Source organism: Amycolatopsis sp. EV170708-02-1, assembly GCF_022479115.1.
Taxonomy (GTDB): domain Bacteria; phylum Actinomycetota; class Actinomycetes; order Mycobacteriales; family Pseudonocardiaceae; genus Amycolatopsis.
The window spans coordinates 3,986,290-4,010,844 of the sequence record NZ_CP092497.1 but is presented as its reverse complement, the minus strand read 5'-3'; the positions used below and the strand labels follow the sequence as shown (position 1 = coordinate 4,010,844).

At 66.7% G+C, this 24,555-nt stretch carries 12 protein-coding genes; 6 read left to right on the top strand and 6 right to left on the bottom strand.

Annotated elements, in window-relative coordinates:
* Positions 1-342: 342 nt before the first annotated feature.
* A complete protein-coding gene (locus MJQ72_RS18830; RefSeq protein ID WP_240600669.1) occupies positions 343-1,767 on the top strand; it encodes a DUF6924 domain-containing protein in 1,425 nt (474 codons plus the stop codon).
* A 12-nt stretch (positions 1,768-1,779) separates the two neighbouring features.
* Here the strand turns inward: MJQ72_RS18830 and MJQ72_RS18825 are convergent, their stop codons facing one another.
* The gene (locus MJQ72_RS18825; RefSeq protein WP_240600668.1) at positions 1,780-1,977 is read right to left on the bottom strand and encodes a hypothetical protein; all 198 of its coding nucleotides are present in this window, start codon (positions 1,975-1,977) and stop codon (positions 1,780-1,782) included.
* A 15-nt stretch (positions 1,978-1,992) separates the two neighbouring features.
* Here MJQ72_RS18825 and MJQ72_RS18820 point away from each other — a divergent pair, with 15 nt between their 5' ends.
* A complete protein-coding gene (locus MJQ72_RS18820) occupies positions 1,993-2,337 on the top strand; it encodes a hypothetical protein (protein WP_240600667.1) in 345 nt (114 codons plus the stop codon).
* A 254-nt stretch (positions 2,338-2,591) separates the two neighbouring features.
* Here the strand turns inward: MJQ72_RS18820 and MJQ72_RS18815 are convergent, their stop codons facing one another.
* Complete coding sequence (locus MJQ72_RS18815; protein ID WP_240600666.1) at positions 2,592-2,900, bottom strand: hypothetical protein; 309 nt, start codon at positions 2,898-2,900, stop codon at positions 2,592-2,594.
* Positions 2,901-3,467: 567 nt separating this feature from the next.
* On the opposite strand from MJQ72_RS18815, the gene MJQ72_RS18810 reads away from it, so the two are divergent.
* Complete coding sequence (locus tag MJQ72_RS18810; RefSeq protein ID WP_240600665.1) at positions 3,468-4,136, top strand: hypothetical protein; 669 nt, start codon at positions 3,468-3,470, stop codon at positions 4,134-4,136.
* A gap of 421 nt (positions 4,137-4,557) precedes the next feature.
* Positions 4,558-4,785, top strand: coding sequence for a hypothetical protein (locus MJQ72_RS18805; protein WP_240600664.1), 228 nt, complete (start codon positions 4,558-4,560; stop codon positions 4,783-4,785).
* On the opposite strand, the gene MJQ72_RS18800 is transcribed toward MJQ72_RS18805, so the two are convergent.
* The 4 genes from MJQ72_RS18800 to MJQ72_RS18785 are packed head-to-tail and all read right to left on the bottom strand — an operon-like array spanning position 4,782 to position 20,064.
* Entirely contained in the window at positions 4,782-12,398 is a 7,617-nt protein-coding gene (locus MJQ72_RS18800; protein WP_396426960.1) for a beta-ketoacyl synthase N-terminal-like domain-containing protein, read from the bottom strand. The genes MJQ72_RS18805 and MJQ72_RS18800 overlap by 4 nt on opposite strands.
* 23 nt (positions 12,399-12,421) lie before the next feature.
* A complete protein-coding gene (locus tag MJQ72_RS18795; RefSeq protein ID WP_240600662.1) occupies positions 12,422-12,796 on the bottom strand; it encodes a polyketide synthase dehydratase domain-containing protein in 375 nt (124 codons plus the stop codon).
* The gene (locus tag MJQ72_RS18790; protein ID WP_240600661.1) at positions 12,718-18,396 is read right to left on the bottom strand and encodes a type I polyketide synthase; all 5,679 of its coding nucleotides are present in this window, start codon (positions 18,394-18,396) and stop codon (positions 12,718-12,720) included. The genes MJQ72_RS18795 and MJQ72_RS18790 overlap by 79 nt, the downstream gene beginning before the upstream one ends.
* Before the next feature lie 15 nt (positions 18,397-18,411).
* Positions 18,412-20,064: a PfaD family polyunsaturated fatty acid/polyketide biosynthesis protein gene (locus MJQ72_RS18785; RefSeq protein ID WP_240600660.1), complete on the bottom strand. Its 1,653-nt coding sequence runs from the start codon at positions 20,062-20,064 to the stop codon at positions 18,412-18,414.
* A gap of 641 nt (positions 20,065-20,705) precedes the next feature.
* Here MJQ72_RS18785 and MJQ72_RS18780 point away from each other — a divergent pair.
* The gene (locus MJQ72_RS18780) at positions 20,706-22,187 is read left to right on the top strand and encodes a carboxylesterase/lipase family protein (RefSeq protein WP_396426959.1); all 1,482 of its coding nucleotides are present in this window, start codon (positions 20,706-20,708) and stop codon (positions 22,185-22,187) included.
* 31 nt (positions 22,188-22,218) lie between these two features.
* On the top strand, positions 22,219-24,546 hold the full coding sequence (locus tag MJQ72_RS18775) for a thioesterase domain-containing protein (protein WP_240600658.1): 2,328 nt from the start codon (positions 22,219-22,221) through the stop codon (positions 24,544-24,546).
* The last annotated feature ends 9 nt before the right edge of the window (positions 24,547-24,555 follow it).

Sequence of the window (24,555 nt, the reverse complement as noted above, 5' to 3'; positions counted from 1 at the left end):
CCGTTCGCCCAGAACAGCTCCGGACACAACCCCGCGTAGCGAAGACGGGCTGCGCGCCTACGTCCCGCAAGACGTCGGCCAGCCAACTTGCACAAGTGCCCGGCTGCAACCAGCATCGCAGCCGGGCACCGAATCCCGCCATTCGCCACGGGCCGTGTTCGCTGCCCGCGGCACCCCGCTCCTTGATGTCGAACACGTCTTCGGCGCGTTATTCCTGGAAACTCGTCACGCTGGCGACTGTCAGTTTGACACTTTCTGGCGAGAAGCTTGTGTCCCAGCAGGACAATCTGCGTTGCCTGTTCGGGCTGTCCAGACTGGATCTGATGACAGGCTGTTGAAGCCTTGACTACAGTCGCCGTCCATCATGCCGAATCCGCTTCGGTGCAAAAATTGCCAACGGAAGAAGAGCACCCCATGCCCGAGGGACACCGGTTACGTGTCGGCGAAAGCTTGCGACGGCAGTCGTTGACCTCGCTCAACGACGCTTTCACCCTCAAACACTTCGGATTCGACGATCTCATACTGATTCGCAACCACGACCGCGAGCCACTGTGGTGGTCCAGCGCGTTCAGCCCTGCGGATGAGGACTGGGGACGGAAACGTCGCGGTCACGGCGTCAGTGACGTCACCCTGCAGCCGGACGGCAATCTCGTGGCGCACGACGAGGACGGCACCCCGCTGTGGTCCACCGACACGGCAGGCCGTGACGTTGAACTACTGGAAGTCCGTGGCGACGGCGACGTCGTCCTGCTGGACAGCGCCGGCGAAATCGTGTGGCACACCGACACCGCGACCGCGAACATCACACCATCGCCGTTCTCCGTGGCACGTGGGGACCGGATGCTGGTCGGGCAGAGCCTGGCCGACCAAAGCCTGACCTCCCCCAACGGCCAGTACGTCCTGGTACACGACCACCAACACGGCGGCACTTTCCTCTACGGGCCACACGGTCGGATCACCAGCTGGTTCTACCTGGTCCCATCGGGGTATCCGGATCCATTCGGAACCCGTCTCTCACTGGAGGAGGACGGCCTGTTCCTGCGATGGTCCAAGGACGAGGTCGACCAGGTGGACCTGCGTGGCGTCCGCAAGGCATGGGACAGCCTCACCACACCCCGGTCCCCGTTCCACCCCAAACAAGTCGTGGTCCGCGACAACGGCGACCTGGAAATGCTGGACGCCGACGGCGAGATCATGTGGCGCAACGGGTACAAGCGCGAGCACCCCAAGTTCGCGAAATCCTCGAACCAGCCACAGGCGCGAACAAGCCGAAAACGGACAGCCCGCCGCCCCGCGGTTCCGGCTGTCACTCCACAACTGCCATCGGTCGAGTCGGTGCCGCTGATACGCACCGACTTCTCCAACAACGACGCATGGGCCACCACCTGCACTCAAGTCACCACGCCGCGACACTTCTCCGGCGGCGACACCTTCAGCGCAGACGTGGAGCCGGTCGACAACGCCGCGTTCGCAGAATTGACAGCGGCGCAACTCCTCGAACTAGTACCTGCCGGCACGTCGTGGGCTTTCCTGCTCGTCGCGGACATCATGACCATGGAATCCGCCGAACACCACGTACTGGTGGTCGACCTCGATGACGACAGCCGCGGTCGGACCTTCCGCGCGACCCCACCCGCCGTTCAGGAGATCGAAAACAACCTGTCACTGGCCAACATGGACTGGGAAGACTTCGCCGACTCCGCGGATGAGGACGGCGTCGTACGACCCATGCTCGCCGAAGTCACCCCCGGCCACCCCGAAAACTGACCTCAGGTGACATTACTGGAGAGACCCTGCAGTGCCACCGATCTCGGAGCGGCAAGGGGCATGCCGCCGGTTGAGCATCGCCACAGGACGCAATTGTGCCGTGCCGGGAACGGGGCAATAGCCGCCGACGTTGCCCGAGCGGGCGCGTTCGGGCAGGTACTTGTCACGGCCGCGCAACGCGCTCGACTGGCGCACCCCATCGGCTTTCACAGCCACGCTGACACCATGACCACCAGCACAGTTGCGACAATCCGCCGTTGGTACCTCAGTCGCGAGCGAAGTGACGACGAGGTCGAACAAGATCTTGTCGTGCCGGGCGTCCAGCAGGTCGGCACCGGTGCGCCGATTGCGTGGCTGCGTGCGCAAACACGTCCGCCGCACCTGCGCCCGTGGGATCCGGCGGCCTCATTCTCCCATCGCGTGTCATGCCACGGTCTGCCGCTCGGTGTGACCCGATCGGCGGGTGGACGTCTGAATCCTTCCAGGACACTGGTGGCCTACCGACCGAACTTGGCGCTGAACGCGCCTTCGTCAACGTATTCACCCGAGTTGAATAACCGCCGTGAGTGAGTCTGACTTCGTGGACGAATGACCGCATGACGGGCGATCGCCGTCGACATCTGGCACCTTGCCAACTGCCCGGACAGGGCACGCGGTGCATCCGCAGGCCAGAACGCAGCAGCCGCGACGTGAATAATTCACCAAACGACCACAGGCTCAGCAAACTGTTGAAGAAGTCTCGCGGCGTTACTCGCATTACTTCTACGAAATGTGTTCATCAGGTTGCTCGAGAGGCCACTGGCGCGGGGCACGAACGACAGGTGTCAGATGCGCGCATGCTGTGTCGCGGTGGCGGTGGTGCGCTGCTGGTCGGGCGTAAGGCGTAGGGTTACCTCTTCACCGGTGCCATCGGTATCGCTGGTCAGCCACACATCAGCGGGTCCGCTGGTATAGCTTGCGCGGGTGTCCGGGGTGCTGACGCGAATGTAGTGGAGGAGCCAACGGCCGCCGGACGCGAGCCGTACGCGGACGTGGTCGGGTTCAGCGAACTCCGGCGGAACGCGGACGAAGTGCCGCTCCGTGCGGCCTCGCTCGAAGTGGTCGTGGCTGGCCTGGCCGAGCACCTGCTCCACCGTGCACACCTCATGCGCGTCGCACAGACGTAGATGTACGTCACCGACAGTGCCCGCACAGTCTGCGTCACCAGTGCTGATGTCCAGAAAGAACCACCGTTCACCTGCAGTGGAGCGTTTCATCGGACCTCCTGACGCGTGCCGCGGCGGGCTGCCACACGACACATCGTGAAGACGACTCCGCCTCGACAGCAAGACCAATCCCCTGGAAGGGGCCGTTCCGTCTACTTGTTTCCAGCCGGGTGTCCACATCAGACTCCGGGTAGCATCCGATGTGGACCTTGTGAGCCCATGCCCCGTATCGCGGTTTGGGGCAGGTCGATGGTTTCCACAGCGAAGTGAGTATTGAGCACGGTCTGCCGAAGCTGCAAGCCCTCCCGCCCGGCAATCACGCGCCGGGGTCGGCTCATGCCGGCCCGAATCCGATATTCTTTCGCGTGAAGATCGACACCGTTCGGGTGCAACGATTTTCCGGGTGTGGATTTCCTGGCGCGGATCGCGGAATGCTCCGGCTTCCGAGCACGCCGAGCCAGCGAGCCTTCCCCCTCGAGGAAGCAGGGAACGTTGATGGTGACCGACTTGTTGATCCCTGCGGATCTGCGGAAGCTGACTCCGACACAAGCCGCGTATGAAGACGACTTGCTCGCGTTGCCGAACGTGGTGGGTGTGGCTCTCGGACACAAGCTCACCGAAAGCGGGGACACGGGTACGCCGTGCGTGCAGGTGCTCGTGGACATGAAAGTGTCTCCAGATCTCCTGCAGCCGGATGAGATCGTGCCCATGAAGATCGGGGCGACCCCCACTGACGTGATCGAAGTCGGACTGGTGGAGGCGTGCTCCGGGTCGGAGCTGACACCGTCGCGCGCCCGGGACTGGGCGGAACGTTACTGTGAGAAGCGAGTCCACCTCCCGGACGTAACGGATCTGCGGGCAGTGTCGCCGACGCTACCGCGCGCCCAGCAGGTCGCAGCGGCGAACTCGGCCACCCGCGCCCGCGCGGCGATCGGCGGCATCGGGACCTCCGAGCGCAATCCGACCCCGCAGGTCGGGGACATCCTGGGCATGAGCGGCCGAGCCGGCGACCACACCGCCCCGATTTTGGGTCTTAACGCCACCATCGCGATCAGCTACTCCAGCGGCCGGATAGTCCGGTTCGCCAAGCAGATCATCACTTCGGGGCCTTGTCCCCTGGCGAGGACTCTGGTGCGGTCGTCACCGACCTGGCATGCCGGGTGATCGGGCTGTTGTTCGCGACCTCACCCCAGGTCGCGGTGCTGAGCCCGATGCCGCTGGTCGAGCACCTGCTCGATGCCCGGAGCACTGACTTGAACGGTGCCGAGCAGAACGGGACCGGGCGTCGCGCCACCCGGCAAAGGCCTGCTGGGGCCGCACCCGTTCGGGACGGGTGTGATCCGCGGTGGGGATAGGCGTCGTGGGGCGGGTGTGTGTGTGGTCACCCGCCCCACGACGATCGGGGTCGGCACTGGAATGATCGTTCGCCACCAGCAGACCGGTCAGCAGGGACTTGACGCCGCGGACCACGCATGGGTGTCCAAGGGGACAGGTCGAGCCGACGTCATTGACACCTGTGACGTCCAACGCGTCGTTTATGTGTCGCATTTGGACAGCGTCGGGACTTGCCGGGAGGAGGCTGCATGTGGCCACCGATTCACCAGGACTGAACACACGCGAGGGCACCACGGCACAACCTCGCCGCCCACCTGACTACACCCTGCCCATCGACATGGACACCACGGCGCGACAGCTCGACCTCGAAACGCGCACCCGCGCCGTTCGCATCGTGTGCCGCTTGGCACACAACGACGCCGACCGGGCCACGCTGCTCGAGATGCTGGGGCTTGCAACCGAACCTGAGACCTTTTAGATCGTCGAGATCCGCCCCTCCGCGGGCCCACCGGAGAGCTGCTGGCTGTCGTCGCTGACGAGGACACAGTCAAGGCCCTCCTCGACACAGAGCCGATAGGTTTCGGACGGCCGGTTTGCCGGATAGGCCGTCCGGTGATCCGGCGCGACACGGACTTCGGACGGGTGCACGCCGGCTCGGGCGGCGACGTGGTCTTGGACCGCGATCTCCACCATATGATCGATTCCCCGGGCCCCGGGTGCCAGGCCGTATACGTGGGCGACGGTTCCGGCGAGCCAGTCACACCACTCGACGTCACGGCGCGCGAGGCGAGTACATCCACCTTCCTGGGCGGACAAACCCGCACCGGGTACGGCAGCCCGGTCGCGGAGAAACGCACGGCGGTCACCGGGAGCGACGAGTGCGAGCCGCCCGATGGGCAGCAGTGCCCAGACCGAGTCCATCGCGACACAGACCTGCTCATCGGCTATCAACTGTATCCCGATGGACACCTTTGCTTGATCGGCGCGGAAACCGGCGAACCGTGCCTCCACCCGGATTTCGGCGGCATCGGGCAACGGCTGGTAAAGGTCAAGCGCGACCAAGCCGTGCGGGAACGCGGCGACGCCCTGCGGGATATCGGGGGACCACAACCACAGACGGTCGCTCGGGACTACTTGGAGTGCTCCATCGAGCAACCCCTGATGAAGCTCACCGTGGGGTGCCGATCCGTTGGCCGGGTCGAGCACCCCTGACGCCCCGGTCGTGCCGACCCGCAGCGATGTCAGGTACCTCAGGGCTGGGCCTTGGAACAATCTTCCCGATTCGTAGGGATCGGGAATGGCGACGGCGTCGGACAGCGACTCGAACATGGCTGGACGCCGGCGCGGTGGGTCGCCGAGGAGCACCCGGCCGGTCACGACGGGTTCGAAACGGGACATCGCGGCCGTACGCGCCTCTCGCCAGGCGAGCATCGTCACGGAGATGTCATCGTCCACACCGTCGACCCTGTATTCGGCTCGGACCGCACCTGGCAGGGGAAGCCAGCGGCGCACCTGGACATCCCGGAGTCCGGCGATGGGACGGCCGCGGTGAGTGAGTGCCGCGTGAGCGAGCCGGTCGACCATCGAGGCCATGGGCAACGCAGGCACGGTGAAGGTGGGGCAATGGTCGGCCAGCCACGATTCGGCGGCCGGATCGATCACCTCGGTGGCCTGCGGCGGGACGGCGGCGGAGCCGCTCGGGGATCCGGCGAGAACGCGGATGCCCAGTCCGCGGGCGTGGTAGATCCGCGTACCGTCGACCCACAACCAGGCCTCGGCGATCGCGTACTCCCCGCGGCTGTCGGAACCGGCGTCGGTGATCTCCAGTTCGATGGTGATCCGGTCGTTGGTGGGCAACACTTGACCGCGATACTTCCACTCGATCGGCCGATCGAGCATCGGTGTGAAGCGCGGGTTCGACGCATGGGTACCTCGTTCGAGCACACACCACTGCAGAAGCTGGTACATCGCTTCGATGCCGAGTGAACCAGGCTGTACGGGGTCGGTGAAGAAATGTGCCTTGAAGAACCACTCCCCCGCGTCGACATCCTTCTCGGCGCGGGCCCGCCCCAGACCGGCGCGACCGCCATCAGGCCAGTAACCGGTGATCCGATCGAGCATCAGCAGCATCTGGCCGGCAGGCCGTGGTTTTCCGGCGCCGTCGCGATCCCGGCGGTCGGTGAGGTCGACTTGCTCACCTGGTGCCGCAAGTGCGACACGGTCCTCGGCGAGCACCGGCAGGCCTGACTGATCGGCGAAGGCCGCCGGCGGGAAGAACCCGAAGCTGGTGGACATCGCGAGTACCTGTACTTCGTCGATCAGGCACTCGACGTCGAAGAACACCAGGATCATCTCGGACGTCTGTGAAATATCACGCAGGTGAGCCCGGGTGCGGACGGTCCGGGCACCGGCGGGGATCTCATCGCCGATGGTCATGGTTCCATCGAGGTTGCGGAACAACAGATCGGTGTCGACGCTGAGCGGACAGCCGACGTAGGTGGCGAGCCATCCACAAGGCTGAAGCCCGATCTCCATCAAAACGGCCAACGGCATCGTCGTCGCGTCTTTGTCGCGGAGGTACCAGGCGTCTTCGGGTAGGTCGTACTCGGCTTCCACGTGCCCACCGGGCAGCATGGTGCCCGGCTTCTCGTCGACGGCGGTGATCCTGGTGATGAAGTGATACGGCGGCCCTGGCAACCGAGGCATCCGCCGTGGTCCGTCGAAGCGCGCGTACGCGGGGCCGAAAGCGTCAGTGGACCGGCCCCAGGCACAGGCCAGCAAGGCGGCGTAACCGTAGGCGAATCCGTTCTGCTCCGCGACGACGCCGCGGTCCGCGTGCCCGGCGAGGCCGCCGAGTACCGGCAACGGGACGAGTTGGCCGCTGTTCTGGGTAGCAGGGGGGCCGAGGTGGCGCCAGTGGTCCAACGGCCAGTCCGGAACCAGCCGGAGTCCCAGTCTGCGGGCATGGAACGCCTTGATCCCGTCGACCGTGCACAGCACGTCGGCGTACACCGTCGGGTAAGGACTCATCGAGAATCCGGCTACGAACACCTCGTACCCGAGGCAGCGACTGTCCGGGGTGACCTGGCCGCGACAGCGCATGGGGTAGGCGGTGCCCGGTACGGGTTCGAAGCGCCAGCCGTCGCGTTCGATCGTGCATCCGGCGGCGGCCAGGTAGAACGCCATTGCCTGCAGGCACCCTTCGAGCATCAGGGTGCCCGGCATGCAGGGGTCGTTCTGGAAATGCCCCGCGAAGAACCAGTCGTCGGCACGAACCATGGTCTCGGCGCGCAGATAGCCCGTTCCCCATCCGCCTGACGGATCGAACGCGGTGATCTCGCCGAGCAGGAGCATGCGCCCATCGGCGATCCGCGGAGTGCGAACGTGTGCTTCGGTGGCGCGCCAGGCGGGGCCGAAGCAGTCGGCGGGCCGTCCGCCGGCGAAGGCACGGACCGCCGCGGCGTCGAATCGGGCGCTGTCGGCGGGGCCGGCAGGATCTCCGGTCTTCTCCTCGGCGGTGGGCGGATCGTCGTCAGGTGTCCACAGCAAACCCGTGCTGGCGGCCAGTTCGGCGTCGGTGAAGAATCCGGCCTGGCCGTTTCGCATGGTGAGGCGCAGTTCGTCTCCGACGAAACAGTCGTAGTGGAAGAAGAAGAGCCGGGCACCGTCGTGCTCGGCGTGGCCGTCGATGTGGACTTCGTAGCGCAAGGTCTCGCCTGGACGCGGCGGGCTGCCGTGGAAGCTCATCTCGCAGCCGAGCAGCCGGTATACCCGCTGCCCCCGGTTCAGCAGATCCACTCCGAGCCAGCTGATCAACAACAGGTCGGCCTGACCGGCTTCGACCAGCAGACCGGTCGGCATGCGCCCGGTGTGATCGAGGTACCAACTATCGGCCCGGACGTCGGTCTCGGTCCAAATCGTCCCGGTGCCCATGGAGCCGGGGTCGGCGTCGATGCCGGTCACCCGGTCGGCCAGCAACATGGGCGGCTGAGGCATGCGGGTCTGCCGTTCGTAACCGTCTTGTTCGGCGAACGCCGGGCCGAACAACGCCGAGATACGGCCGGAGGCATGCAACTCGAGCTGGGCGCGATCGAATTCCGGGCCGCGCCGATGGTTGTCGCGCGTCGGCTCGGGCTGACCGGGTGTGGTGGAGACAGGCGCCGCTGCGGGGACAGTGTTCGGGGACTCAGTACCGCGGCGCGCCACGGATAGCAAATTCTTGTGCACCTCCAGGTATTTTTGGTGCACCTCGGCCTGTCGCTCGATGAAATCCCGGTGGACGGCGGCAAGGCGCGAAAGCCGATTCACGGCTGCGGCTCGCGTTCCGTCCGGACGTGACGTGGCGAGCGCCGCCGATGACCGAGCGGGTTCACGGGGGTGAACGGGAGCCAGCGGCGGAGCCGGGGGCATGACCTGATCAGCCTGTGCGAGGTCGGGCAGCCGGACGAGTGGCGGATGGGCGGGCAGCGTCAAGCGTCGTCCAGCTTGTTCCCGACTGGGAACACAGGCGGAGAGACGCTCGTAGAGCGCCTCGGCATCGACGTCGACGTTCGCGGCGACGAGTTCGGCGGCGACCTGCATCAGCTGGTCGGCGTCGCGGCCGTCTCCCGGGTCGAGCGCGACGGCAAGATGATCGCGATCACCGAGGGTGGACTTGATCCATCGGGTGCACAGGCCTTGGGGGCCATGTTCGACGAACACCCGGACGCCGTCCTCCCAGGCCCGCTCGACGGTGGCGGCGAAGTCCATCGTGCTCACGGCTTGTGCGGTGAGCGCGTCGGCGACCGCATCGGTTGTAGGCGTATAGCTGTCGGCGGTCGCACACGAGTACAAGCGCACACCGGGCGCCGGATCGGTGGAACGGTGATGCAGGCGCCGCCATTCCGCGCGGACCTCGCCGACTTCAGGTACGTGGGCCGCCAGCCGATACGGCAGGTGCAGCGCGTTCACCCCGTCGAGCCGGGCCAAAACCCGTTCACAACCGACGGCGTCACCGCCGATGACACAGGAATCCGGCGCGTTGATCGTGACCAGGTGAACGCCCGGCTCGCCGGCCAGAGCGGCACGCACACGCGCGGCCGAGGTACCCACGAGGTAATTGGCCCACGGTTCACCGGTGATCCCGTCCCGGGTCCACACCCGGCGGATCGCGGCGAAGTCGCCTGCCAGGTCCTGGGTGAACAACGTCGACCTGTTGATCTGCGCAACCAGTTCCGGTAAATCGGTCCACACACCCATGGCGACCAGCGCGTTCGTTTCACCCGCCGAGTAGCCGATGGTGGCGGTGGGCCGCAAGCCGAGCACGGTCCTGGTGATCGTGGCATGAAGCTGACTGAGCAGTGCTGTGCCCCAGATCTGGTCGAGCGCCCGGGGAGCTCCACCGTCCGAGCCCGTGTAGGCCCAGCCGATGTGCTCCTGCAGCCACCCAGGGCGAGGCTCCACGCTGTCCACCAGCGTCGGGAAAGCCATCATCAGCTCACGGCCCATACGAGGGTAGGCGGCCATCCCGCCGGTGAAGACGAACGCGACTTCCCCCGGCAACGGCCGCTCGCGGAACGCGACACCGGGAGGTTTGGGCGCGCCCGCGGTCAGCCAGCGACGGGTAGCGGCAGCTCGATGGGCGTGCTCTTCGGCGTCCGCCGCCAGGATGACCAGCCGCGCCGGCCCTTCGCGCGATTCCCGGCCCTCGGTGAGTGCGGCGAGCACACCGTCGACGTCTGCCCCGGCGTAGACATACATCCGGGGTGGCGGTGCGGCCAGTGTGCCGACGGCAGCCCCGGCGAGCATCTGTACCCGGCTCTCGGGCGCCGCCAAGGGCGTCACGAGAACATCGGCAGCACGAAGACCGAGAGCCGGGTCGGCCGGGTGACCGGACCGAGGGAGGGCCCGGTGTCGCAAGGCCAGCGCGCCCACGGCGACCGCCAGCAGCCCTTCGGCGGCATGGGCGCTGCCGAACAGCCCGGCTGGGTCGAAACCACTCGCACCGACGACGAGCTTCGTAGCCCGCGTGTCCTTCGTGTCCGGTGTGGCCAGAACAGCGATGACGTCGTCGCCGTCACGTCGCGCGGCTCTCAGCGGTTTCAGTACGAGTGCGACCGCGGCGTCACCGGTGTCGACATCTCTGCCGAGTTCGGCCAGCGCCTTCCGGTGGACCGGCTCGTCGGACAGATCCACCGCGGCGACGATCGCGGCGTCCGCCTCTCCTGCGCGGATCGCCCGTGCGGCAAGGGAAAGTGCGACCGTGCCGGAAGCTTCTTCGGCGGAAACGGCAAAGCTGGGCCCCGTGAGATCGAGCTGCGCGTTGAGGCGGTTCGCGATGATATTCGGCATCGTGCCGACCACTGTGGCCGCGCTCAACGGTGGCGCGAACGCCGCGCGGAACTCGGCCAGTTGCGCGGGGTCGGCCACAATCCCGGCTTCGGCCAGCAGGGAAGCGATCCGCCAGCGCGCACCGTGACGTGCCACCTCCGGATCGCAACCCATTCCGGCCAGCACGATGGTCCGATCCCTGGCCAAGGAGATCCCTCGCGTCGCTTCGCGGACCACGTCGAGTAGCAGCGACTGCTGGGAATGGGCCTCCCGCAGGTCCGCCGGCGGAAAACGCAGACCGGTCATCTCCGAGGTGACCGTGTCCCGGCGACGTCGGCAGGGCGCGCTGTGCAGTAGCGACGCGACGAAATCGGCTGTGTCGTCGCCGTCGCCCGCCCGCACAGCGACGGCGACGATCGCCACCGGATCAGCGGCGGCCACGAACGGGGCACCGGGTGCCGTGCGCGCGCCATCCCAGGCTTCGACGATCATGTGCGCGTTGTTACCGCCGAAACCGAACGCACTGACCGCGGCACGTCGCGGTCCAGACCATTCCTCCGGTTCGGTGAGCAGCCGCAACGCGGTGCCGCGCAACGCGTCGATCGGCTCTTCGGTGTGAAGCGTGGCTGGGCGGATACCTGTCCGCAACGCGCCGAGGACCTTGAGCAGGCCTGCCCCGCCGGCCGCGGTGATGAGATGGCCGACATTCGATTTGGCGGAGCCGATCGGAAGGTCTCGCGCCGCGCCGAACACCTTCGCCATGGCCTGCGCCTCGGCCGCGTCCCCGACCGGCGTACCGGTGGCGTGACATTCCACCAGGGACACGGTCTCCGGTGCCAGCCCGGCGAGGCGATACGCCTGCTCCATCGCCCGGATCTGCCCGTCCAGCGCGGGCACCAGGAATCCGCCGCTACGCCCGTCGTTGGACAGGCCGATGCCGCGGATCACCCCCAGGATCGGCGTACCGGCCGCACTCGCGTCCGTCAGGCGCATGAGCGCGAACAGCGCGGCTCCTTCCGCCGGCACCAGTCCGTCGGCACCACGATGGAAAGGCCTGCTCCGCCCGGTACGGCTCATCGCCGACAACGCGCTGAATCCCATGTGGAGAAACAGATCGTCGGCCCGGTTGACCCCGCCCGCGAGCATGAGCCCGGCCGTGTGGTCGTGCAACCTGTCACAGGCCAGCTTGATCGCATACAGCGAGGACGCGCACGCAGCGTCCAAGGAAAACCCGCCCCTGCCAAGGCCAAGGGCGGTGGCGGCCAGGTGGGCGGGCAGCCCGGAACAGAACCGGTTGTGCGGATCCGGCCGGGTACCGGTGCGGACGAGGGCGTCTCGCGCTGCCTCCGGGAGCGTGTCCAGCCACACATTCTCCGCGTACGCGGCCATCGACGCCGAGGGAAACGACAAGTTGCCCAGCACAAGGCCGGCGTCCGGTTCGGGACCTTGACGGCCTGCCTGGCCCAACGCCTGTCGCCCGCAGTGCAGCACCCACTGGAACAGCGGGTCGAGATCGCCGATCAAGGTGGCGTCGAGGTCATAATCGTCCGGGTCGAACACCGCACCGAAGCCGTCGACATAACCGCCTTTGTCGGACCAGGCCCGATCGCCGGACTCGGTGGGCGTGCCGATGACGGCGGAGGCGGGCAATCGCCAGTGGCCTGCCGGCGCGGGACGCAGACTGTCCCGGGAACGCGCGAGATTGTCCCACCAGGCGCCAGGAGTCAACGCGTCCGGCAACACGCAGCCTGCCCCGACTATGGCAATCGGCTCACGCCACATCTGCGACCTTCTTTCCTCATCGGTCAGTCGGGTCGGCGGACGAGCGAGACGCCACGCAATTCCACTCGCACCGCAGTGTCGATGAGCGCCACGTCGCATTCGGCGACACCGCCGATGGCCTGCCTTGCCCGCACGACACAGCGGGCGGGCCCCTCGAGCGGTCCTGACTGGTAGACCCGGAATTCGGACACCGACATGGGAAGCGACGCACCGCCCAGCACTCGTTCCGCCCACAGGACGGCCAGCTGCAACCCGCCGTCGACCGCCGCGGGATCGGTTTTCCACTCGGCGGCCGGCCAGCCGAGATCCCGCCCCCCGATCACCGTTCCCTCCGCGCCGTCACGGGAGATACCCAGCAGGCTCCGGATACTTTGGAACAGTGGGCCATGGAACAACACGTACCCGTCGTAGAGGGTGGGCCGCGGGCGGGTTGGAGGTTCTCTGGCTCCGGCCAGTCGCCCGCGTGCGGCGCGCCGGGGTGGACGACAGCCTGATAGTGGCGAGTGCCACCGTCACCGACCAGCTCCAGTGCCTCCCGGCCCCGAACGGTCAGCCGATCGCCGCCGGCGGCGAAGTTGTCCAGGCTGACGCGGCGCAGGACGCGTATGTCCCGAAGCACGGTCATCGGTGATTCCGGGGCTCCGGCGGCTGCCGCGGCGGTGAACCATTCGAGCGCCATCGCGATCGGCAGCACAGGTTTACCGGCGATCTCGTGATCGCCCAGGTACGGGTGGGAGCGGGAACTCAATCGGACCTCGGTCATCGGCTGTTGGACCGGACCATCAGCGGCCTCGGCGACGAGCACGATCCGGGTCTCGTCTACCGCACTTCCATCGAGCTCGGCCACGAACGCGGCCGCCCCCTCCTCCTGTCCGATCAGTGCGACACCACGGTCGTGAAAGTGTCCGGCCAAGGTCGCGTCGACCATGCCGCCCCGCCACGGCCCCCAGACCAAGGCCCGCATCGTGGCGCCTGTCCGCCTCGCCGCCTCGGCGGCGACGACATGATTGAGGGTTTCGTTGGCCATCGCGTAGTCGCACTGCCCCGCGTTGCCGTAACGCGCCGCCACCGAGGAAAACACACACAGCAGGTCAACCGGGTCGGCGGCGGTCGCGGCCAGCAGCGCGTGCAACCCCTCGACCTTCGTGCCGAAGACCCGGTCGAATTGTTCGTCGGTCTTGTCGGCGATCCACTTGTCCGCCAGCACACCCGCGCCGTGCACGATGCCGGTGACCGGCCCCCACGTCTCGCGCACCTCCGCCAACGCCGTGTCAAGTCGCCGGGTGTCCCGGACGTCGACCGGCATGTACCGGACCTCCGAGCCGGCCTCGCGCAATGCTTCGAGTGTTGCGCGAATCTCCCTGCACGCGACGACCCTGGAAACAACCGTGGCCGCGGCGGCGAGCGTAGGCCTTTCCCCACCGCGGCGGATCGACTCCTCGATCACCGCCCGAGTCAGCTCCGCCTGCTCAGTGACTCCGGTGAGGTATTCCGGTTCCTCCTCGACAGGGGTACGGCCGAGCAGCACCAACCGTGGACGATGTGCCTCTGCCAGGGCGCGCACGGCCGCGGCGGTCACCCCGCGCGCGCCTCCGGTCACGACGATCACCGACTCCGGCCCGACCCTCGCAGGCCCGGTAGCCGCTACGCCACTGGGCAGGTCGACGTCAACGAGGATGTGACGGCGGCCGTCGGCTCGCAATCCGACGTCGGTGTCCGTCCCGCCGGTGAGCAGCTCGGTCACGATCGCGTCAGCGAGGACCTCCGGCTCGCGTCCGCCCCGCTCGCAGTCGATGGCCTTGACGGCGGCACTGGGCCACTCATGGGCGGCGGTGCGCGCCAGCGCGGCGACACCGCCGAGCCAGGCGCGATCGGCAGCGTGTCCGCTGAGGCCGAAGTCGCCCCCAGTGTCCTGCACGGTGACGAACACTCCGCCGGTTTCGCCGAACCGTGCGGCTACAGAGCGCGCGGCCCGCAGCGCTGCCCGCTGCACCGCGGCCGCGTCCCGCAGGGAATCGACCTCGCCGAGAGCACCGAGGAATAGCACGCCCTGCGCGTCAGCGGGAATGTCGCCGACCACCACAGCTGAAGGGATACCGGCCACGACGAGCTTCTCGGCGATGTATCGGGCGATCCCGGTGCCGTCGTCAGTCACGGCGATCGGGCCGTCCGCCAGCCCGGCGAGCGGCGTGCCGGGGGCAGCCGCAGGGAGCGAGCGAACAACGGACCGCGTCACCGGTGCGGCGGATCCGGCCGCTCGGGTGGCACTGGGGATCACCTCGCCGGGTTGCGATGCGGGGCTGTGGTCACACAACTTGGCCGCGATCTGCCCCACTGAACGCACCGCGGCGAACTCACTCGCATCCAACCGCGCCATCTCCGGAAACCGACGACTCACCGCAGACAGAATCTCCACCCGCTTGATCGAATCAATCCCCAAATCACCCTCAAGCTCCATCCCCGCATCCAGCATCTCCACCGGATACCCCGTCTTCTCCGCGATCACCGACAACACCAACGACTCCACATCGGACACCTCAGCAACAACCGGCGCCTTCACCACCGGAACCGGCGACACTGGGCTGTGGTCACGCAATTTGGCCGCGATCTGCCCCACCGAACGCACCGCGGCGAACTCACTCGCATCCAACCGCGCCATCTCCGGAAACCGACGACTCACCGCAGACAGAATCTCCACCCGCTTGATCGAATCAATCCCCAAATCACCCTCAAGCTCCATCCCCGCATCCAGCATCTCCACCGGATACCCCGTCTTCTCCGCGATCACCGACAACACCAACGACTCCACATCGGACACCCCAGCAACAACCGACGCCTCCACCACCACCCGTGAGGACTCAATCGGAACCGACGACACCGGTTCGGGCGGAGGGCTCGTCGGCGAGCCCGCTGTCTCGGCAGCGGGCGTGGCCATCACTTCCGGTATGGTCCCGCCGCTCGCGGATTCGAACAGCTTCAGGAAAGCCAGGTGACTCTCGCTCATCGCCCGTTGGTACGCGATATGTGCTTCGGCGGCCTTGTCGGCGACCACACCGAGCAACTCGCTACCGGGATACTCGATCTCCTCCGGCCGTACGGTGCTCGGCGATACACCGCCGACCGGCAGGGCCTCCGACAATGACTGCGGCGGATTCGGCTCCGGGAGCTCGGCCTCGTCGGCTGGGGGATACATTTTCCCGAAGTTGGTACCGAGGATTTCCACCGGTGTCCCACGCCGTGCGGACGCCTCGGCCGGGGCCGCGTAAGGCTCCCATAACGGCGAGAAGCTGATCGGCACACCGGCCACGCTCAGCCTGCCGAAGGCGTGCTGAAGGCTGGTGACGCCATGCCTGCCTTTGCTGTCCAGCCCGACCGCGACGTGCTCGCGGTCGCCGATGATCCGTCCGACCAGATTGGTGAGCTTCGCGTCCGCGCCGACCTCGACGAAGATCCGCGCACCGTCGCGGTACATCGTCTCGATCTGTTCTGCGAACCGAACCGGCTTCGCCAGTTGCCCGGCCAGTCTGGCCCGTACCGCGTCAGGTTCAGCCGGATAGGGCGTGGTGTCGGTGTTGGAGTAGACGGGAAGAGTGGGCGTTCGGACGTCGGCCTCGTCCAAGAACCGTTGCAGTGGCTCGGTGGCCGGCGCGACCAAGGGTGTGTGGAACGCGGTCGCGGTGTCGAGCAGGCGTACGGTTATTCTTTCGGCGGCCAGTTTGTCCGCCGCCACGTTCACCGCGTCGAGCGTGCCCGCGATGACTACCTGATCCGGCGCGTTGTGGTTGGCCAGCCACAGCTCGCTCCAATCACCGATGATCTCTTCGAGCCGGCTACGCGAGGCCGAGACCGCTAACATCGCGCCCCGTGTGGCCGAGGCGTCCCGCATCAGCTCACCGCGTTTCCTCGCCAACCGCATCAGCGTATCGGCGTCGAACGCACCGGCGGCATGCAGCGCGATCAGCTCGCCGAAGCTGTGTCCGGCGACGACGTCAGGAGTGACACCAGAGACGCTCAGCACACCGAGCATTGCCAGACTCTGTGCCGCCAACGCCGGCTGTGCCCACTCGGTGGCGGTCAGCCGTGTCTGCTGCTCTTTCCGATCACCGTCGGTGAACACAGGAACTGGAAAAACGACCTGGTGCAGCGGCCGGTCTCCGATGCGCAGGGACGAATGGTGATCCCATGCCGACTGCGCGGCCGGGAAATGCATCGCAAGCTCGGCTCCCATACCGACGTACTGGCTGCCCTGTCCGGGAAATAGGAACGCGATCCGCCAGCTCTCAGCTACGCCTGCGGCGTAGTAAAGTCCGGTCGGCGAGGTCACCGGTTCCGTCGGCCTTTGCCCGATCCGGTCGATCGCTTGTCCGAGTTTGCCGGCCAGATCTCCGCGATCGACGGCGACGACCGCCAGGCGTGCGGCGTCATCGGCGCGGAAAGTGAGCTGGGACCTGCGCGCGACCGTGGCAAGTGGACTGTCATCCGACAGCACGTCCCGCGCTTGTGCGACCAACTCGGCCGGACTGGCCGCGCTGAGCAGCACCAGCTCGGTCGGAACGGCGCGGGCCAGCCATTGTGGCTGAGCAGACGAGTCCGGCTGAGGGAGATACTCCTCCAGTGTGAGGTGGAAGTTGCTGCCGCCGAACCCGAAGCTGGACACCGAGGCGCGACGAGGGTGATCGGAGCCGCGAACCCACGGCCGGGAACAGGTGTTCACGTACAACGGTCCGGCGTCGAGGTCGAGACCGGGATTCGGCCGGTCCACCTTGATCGTCGGTGGCAACGTCTTGTGATGCAAGGCGAGCGTCGCTTTGAGCAGGCCGGCCGCACCGGCGGCGGACTTCGTATGACCGATTTGGGACTTCACCGACCCTAGGGCGCACCAGCCGGCGTCCTCCCGGCCGGTCGCGGTGAATACCTCATGGAGCGCGCTGAACTCCGCGGCGTCGCCCGCTTTGGTTCCGGTGCCGTGCGCTTCCACCAGCTCGACCGTTTCCGGCCCGTACCCGGCCGCCTGGTAGGCACGGCGCAACGCGCTCGCCTGCCCTCGTGGCAGCGGCGCGTAAATGGCGGTGCCACGACCGTCGGACGACGCACCGATACCTCTGATGACCGCGTAAACCCGGTCGCCGTCACGTTCGGCGTCGGCAAGCCGCTTGAGCGCGAACATCACCACGCCTTCACCCAGGATCGTGCCGTCGGCCTGGTCGGAGAACGGGCGGCAGTCCCCTTGCGGGGACAACGCCTGTGTTTTCGAGAAACACATGTACATGGTGATGTCGTTGAGGGTGTCCACACCGCCGGTGATCACCAGATCGGACTGGCCGCAGGACAGCTCGTTCACCGCGGTGGCGATCGCGGCCAGCGAGCTCGCGCAGGCGGCATCGGTGGTGTAGTTCGCACCACCCAGATCGAACCGGTTGGCGATGCGCCCGGCCACCACGTTGCTCAGCAGCCCAGGGAAGGTCGCCTCCTGCCAAGGCACGTAGTGCTCGGCGATACGGTCGCAGATGGCCTGCGCCTGGTCCTCCGCCACACCCGACTCGCGCAGTGCCTTCAGCCACACCGGCCGCTGCAGCCGTTGTGACATCGTGGTCAGCAACTCCAACGCCGACGTACCCAGGACCACACTGACCTTGCTCCGGTCCAGGCTCGTGAGGTCCTCGCCGAGCGCGTCACGCAGCACGTGCTCGGCGGCGAGCAGCCCGAGCAACTGAGTGGTGTCGGTGGCAGGCAACGTGTTCGGCGGTATACCGAAGGCCAGTGGGTCGAACTCGATCGGGTCCAGAAACGCACCGCGCCGAGCGTGGGTCCTGTCCGGCGCCGCGGGATCCGGGTCGTAGTAGTCCGAGACGAGCCAGTGCGTCGGTGGCACCTCGGTGACCAGATCACGTCCTTCCAGCACATTCCGCCAGAACCCGCTGACATCGGTGGATCCGGGAAGAATCGCGCTCGCTCCGACGATAGCGACGGAGAGCGGCCTTGAGCGAAGAGCCGGCATGTGTTCCATCCTCAATCAACTCAGCCGTCGAGGGGTGAACCGGAAGGACTCGGGCGGAAGTGCCACTCCGTAGGTCCGCAGCTGTTGCGCACGGCTGAGCACTGTCGCGCCTTCGAGTAGGTTGCGGGCGATCTGGACGACCGACCGCGCAGCGGGTTCGGCGAGGAACGACCCCGCCACCCAGCCGTTGAACGCACCCATCGCGGGCCCGCACCAGATCTGGTAGTCAGTACGTCTGTCGACATCGCCGTCGATAGCCCAGCGACTGGACTTCCCCAGGTACCACCGGAACACCAGGGCCATTCGATGCTTCGGTTCCCGTTGGGCGCGAGCCAGTTCGCCCGGATCGCGGTCGGCCCAGAACGCGGCGGTCTGCGCCCAGACATCAGCGAGGGGCAGTCGCAGAACCTGGCGCTCAAGCTTGTCTCGCAAGGCGGCCGGAATGTCCTCCAGGCTCTCGTAGGTCCGATACAGCTCGTACAGTCGCGCGGCGCGGCTCGCGAACATGGTGCCCTGTTGGAGGACCTGCAGTTTCACCCCCATTTCGAACATGTCCGCGGCCGGCGCCATGACCGTGTCCGCCACACCCGCGCGAGCCAGCATCGCCTTCGCGTCGTCGGAGATTCCGGCTTCCGTCGTTGCCTGGTTCACCGAGCCAGTGACCACATAGGCCGCGCCCAGCCCGAATGCCGCAGCCACCCCGGCGGGTGTCCCGAGCCCCCCACCGGCGCCGACACGGATAGGCCGGGCGTAGCCGTAGCGCAGACTGAGCTGATCTCGCTGCGCCAAGATCACCGGAAGCAAGGACACCAAGGGGCGGTTGTCGGTATGCCCGCCGCTGTCGGCCTCGACCGTCACATCTTCGGCGACCGGGACACGGCAGGCCAGCCGCTCCTCCTCTTCGGTCAGCTCACCTCGTTCGACCAGCGCACGAAGCAGTTCCGCCGGCGCGGGTGACATGAACTGCCCCGCCACCTCGGCTCTGGACACCTTCGCGAATAGGTGCCTGGCTCGTACGACTCGACCTGCCTCGTCCACACGCAATCCCGCCACCGCGCACCTGACCACAGCGGGCGTGAGCCGCATGAAGGCCGACGCCGACACATGCGGCACCCCGCTTCGGATCAGCAGGTCGGCGACCTTCGTCTCCAGCGCGGGCTCGGCAGGCGAATGAATGAGATTGACTCCCCAGTTGGGGCGATCGCCGAGTGCTGCCGACAGCTCGTTCACAGCCTGCTCAACCCGGGACAGCGCCAATCCCGCGGCACCGAAGAAGGCCAGCATTTCCGCCCGCGCCATCGCGATGACCAGCCGTGACGTCGCGATCCCGTTCGCCATCTCCCCCGCCACATACGGGAACCGCACACCATGCGCCTCGCCGAACGAGCGATCACCGAGCCACTCCGGGTACAGCGGCGGCAACGTGCCGAGCAGGCCGTAACCAGAGGCGTCGACCCCGGAGACCACCCCACCGAAGCCGACCCCGATCCGGCTGTTCACCCTGTCCGCGAGGACGTGTACCGGTTCACGTACTCGCCCGAGCGCGAGGGTCAGCGCGGCCGAGCCGAACGCCGGCGGCTGATCGCCGGGCTCCCAGGTACCGATCGACGAAAAGAAGGACGAGTTCGGCAGCGCAGCGGCACTCGGGCCGTTGACCGTTCCGATCACCGTTACCTCCGACCCCTGCGCCCCTCAAGGCCGCCGATATAAATCGAGAACGAAATTAAGTGCCGGAAACCACATGCGCGAACAAAATTCGTTGGTCCAGATCCGGCGAGTCAGGTTACGCAGGGGCTTGAACTCGTGAGGAGAAGCCACTCATGACTGCCCGAAAAGTTCGCCGGCACTGCCCCAACGCACCCGGCCGAGCAGTCCAGGCTTGCGCAGAACGGGGCCCACACCTTCAGGACCGACCAGGTCGACACCCTTCAGAGAGCTGCACAATCCGCCGGGCCGGACAAGCCTCGAACGTGCCACGAGGTACAAACGGGCAGAGTGCCCCGAACAAAAGGGAACCCTGCCTTACCCCATTCAGATCACGGGTATCTTGTAGTGCTGTTCATCCTCAAATTCGCCAATCTCCACCGTTGGCTTGCACGGCCGCGAATAGCACGTTCACCCGAGCACGAAATAGCGTCTTTCGGCGGCAGGAGTGTTTGTGAGACTTCTCCCGTCTGAATCCGACTGTCCACGCGGAATCGAGACTCACGATGAAGAAGTGCAGCATGCGGGTATTGGCGGTCATTGTCGCGAGCACACTTGTCGCATCGTCAGGGCCGGCCCAGGCCGCCGAGAATGGTGCTGACGCGGTGGTGCGGACCGATTCCGGCCCGGTACGCGGCACAGTGACCTCCAGCCACCGGACTTTCCAAGGAGTTCCGTTCGCCGCACCGCCGACAGGCGAACTCCGGTGGCGGTCTCCGCAACCCCCGCGACGATGGTCGGAACCCCGGGACGCCACGAAACCCGGGAACCTGTGCGCACAGGCGTTCAGTGGGGACCCACGGCCTACCGATGAGGACTGTCTCTACCTCAACGTCACTACACCGGCTTCGGCCGGCCACGGACGGCTGAAGCCGGTGATGCTCTGGCTGCACGGCGGCGGCAACAGCTACGGAACCGCGGCGGACTACGGTGCCGCGCGGCTCGCCATCAGGGGAGATGTCGTCGTGGTCACCACCAACTTCCGTCTTGGCGTCTTCGGGTTCCTCGCACATCCGGCGTTGAGTGATTCCGGGAACTTCGGGCTGGAGGACCAGCAAGCGGCATTGCGCTGGGTGCGACGCAACGCGGTGGCTTTCGGCGGCGACCCTGGCAACGTGACGTTGTTCGGCGAATCCGGCGGCGCGTTCGACGTGTGCGCCCAGCTGACCGCGCCCGCCGCCCGGGGGCTGTTCCAGCGCGCGATCGCGCAGAGCGGCTCATGCGCGACCACGTGGCCGGCGCACGGAATCGTCTACGGGGGCTCTGCCAGTGCACCGTGGCTGCCGCTGACACAAGCCAAGGCCAGCGGACTGGCATTCGCCGGCAGGTTCGGTTGCGCCGAACCGGCGACAGCCGCGGAATGCCTGCGCCGCATCCCCGCCGCGGATCTCGCGAAGGACCCGGAAACCGCCGGGCTGACCGCTGTCGCCTTCGGCACCAGGGTCCTGCCCGAAAATCCGGCAGAGATGTTACGGCAAGGCCGATTCCACCGCGTACCGGTGATCTGGGGCAGCAACCGCGACGAAAGCAGGCTGAGCGCGGCGTTCGCTCCTCAGCCCTTCACCGAGGAGCAATACCGGAGCATGCTCGACGACGGCTTCGGCGAGCAAGCCTCCCAGGTGGCGACGCGATACCTGTCCAGCACATACGGTTCCCCGGCGTTGGCGTGGTCGACCATGGCGACCGACCGGGTATGGTCGTGCACGCAACTGACTGACGACCGCTTGCTCGCCAGGCATACGTCTGTCTACACCTACGAGTTCGCCGACTCCCAGGCTCCTCGCGGCTTCTTCCCCTTCCCAGCGGACCTTCCCTCGGGCGCCTACCACTCCTCGGAACTGGCCTATGTGTTCGATCGGGCTGGCTTCACCGAGCAGCTCACCCCGGACCAGCGCCGCCTTGCCGATCGAATGATCGACTACTGGACCCGCTTCGCCGAGACCGGCAACCCGAACGGCCCCGACGTCCCCCTGTGGCCGAGATTCGCAGGTTCGCGAACACTGTCTCTGGCCCCTGGCGACGGTGGGATCCGCCTGGTCGACCTCGCCGCCGAACATCACTGCGGTTTCTGGGCGTCGTTCCGGTAACCCCCGTCAGGACCGGAGATCGGAGGAAGGCGTGGAAGTCGAAGCGCAGCGGGTGTGCGTACTGGGCGCGAACACGGCAGGCCTGGTCACGGCGAGCGAACTCGAAGCCGCCGGGCATACGGTGATCGTGCTGGAGGGCGGATCGTCCGTCGGCGACAGGGGAACGTTCTGGCCGTGGCGTTTCGGCCTACAGTCAAGCCGGGTGGCTCAGCTTGCCGCTCGCCTTTCACTGTCCACTCAGGACGCCGGACCACTATCCGTCGTCAAATTCGACGACGGTTCGGCCGGGGCGTTTCAAAGCCGGACGCGAGTGATGCGCCAGCGGTACTACCCGGTGCGCGAGTTCGAGTTTCCGCGAGTCGCGGAACCGGGTCTCGCCCACTCCGCCTCCGCCTTGGCGACGCCCGTGCCTGAGTGGCTGTCCGACAACGAGTTGGAGGAACTCGCCGACACTGTCGGAACGGAATTCATCGCGGCCGGCTACGGCTGCTTGGACGAAAGGTCTTCGGCGCTTCATTTCGTGAAGTTTCTCGAGGTGAACGGACTGCTGTCGAGCCTGGCCCCGGTCTCAGTTGGTGCCGGCTTCACCATCGCCGGTGGAACGGACGCCTTGTGCGACAGGATCACGGCCGAACTCGAGTGCGTGCGCTGTAATGTCGAGGTCGAGCGGATCGCGCGCCTCGGAGAGCGAATCACCATCCAGACGACGACGAACACGATCGAGGTCGACAAACTCGTCGTCGCACTGCCTCTGGATGAGTTCGTCCCGCTGCTCGATGCGCCCACGGCCGAGGAAAGACGGCTTGCGAGCAGCGTTCGCTACACCGAGTACGTCGAGGTCGTATGCGCGATCACCGGATGGCCATACCCCGATCTGGCCGTGATCCGCTACGAGACCCCGTCACCGGGCAGATGCGTTCTGGTGTCCACGGACGGCGGACAGCACGACAGCTTCTCCTGTTACCTCTATTCAGGACCGGCAGTAGACGATGAGCAGGTGATCGCCACACTGCGGGACGACGTCAGGCGGTTAGGGGCTCGTCTCGACGGGGTGCAGGCGCTGCGCCGCGGACGCCACATGCCACATTTCCCGGTCGAGGGCATCAACAGCGGCGCTTACCAACGTCTCGATGCCCTGCAGGGCAAGCAGAACACGTACCACACAGGCAGCTTGCCCGGCTTCGCCGCGCTCGAATGCCAAATCGCCCACGCGCAGGACCTCGTCCAGCGATCGTTCCGCGTCGCGAACCAGGCGGCCGGCGATGTGGCGGACGACCTGTGCGAGTGGCTGGTCGAACAGGTGGCTGCGCTGCTGGGGACGCAGGAGAAGGACATCGACCCGTCGGCGCCCGTGGCGGACTTCGGTCTGCACTCACTGGCCGTCATGGAACTGTCGGTCGCGCTCAGGCGCCGGCTCGGCACCTATGTCCCGCACACCGTCCTTCTCCAACACGAGACCATCGAAGATCTCGCACAGGCTTTGTCGGGGCATGAATACACCGAGCTTCGTTCGCCTTCTTTGGTCCCCCTCTCCGAGCCGGGCGAAGCCGGCACCGAGTGCCAGCCTCCGTTCTTCTGGGTCGGCGCCGGCGTGGGGTACGTCGATTACCTGCGCGGGCTCGTCGACCGTGTCGCCTGGCAGGGACCGTCGTACGGGTTGTTGCCGCCAGGGCTGGACGGGCTCGGCGTCCCCCTGGACCGTATCGAAGAGATCGCGGAACATCACGTGGCCGAGATCCGTTCCGTGCAGCCGAATGGCCCCTACTTCCTGGCCGGTCACTCAGCCGGTGGAGTGGTCGTCTATGAGATGGCCAGACAGCTGACCGACCAAGGCGAACAGGTGAACGTGATCATGCTCGACCCTTTCCTCGAGCTACCGGACTCCTACCTCGGGCAACTCACGATGACCGACGCCGAGATGGCTCAGCTCATCGCCGACGGGCGGCATCACGGCCGCGACAAGGCATCGGCGGCAGGGGCGATCGACCCGTCGCTGTCGGGTATCGCGGCACGCCGCTGGTTGGCCGGGCAGCTCGTAGAGAGCGGCTGGACGCCCGCCGACGAGGTCATCCAGGCATTGTTCCGCCTGTTGTCGGCCCACGTCCACGCGTGTCGCGCCTACTGGCCAGCTCGGCTCGACGTCCCCGCATTACTGCTGAAGGCGGAGCAGCTGCACCCACGGATCCTTCCCGGGCAACTCGCCGGCTGGGAATCTCCCTCGGTCGCGAACCTGGACGTCCGAGTCGTGCCCGGTGACCACTATTCGATCGTCTACGAGCCCGGACGAACCGAGATCGCGCACGCCATGCACGAGTACCTCGGTGCGCGAGTGGCACCGACCGTATCGGCCCACTCTTGACGGAAGGCC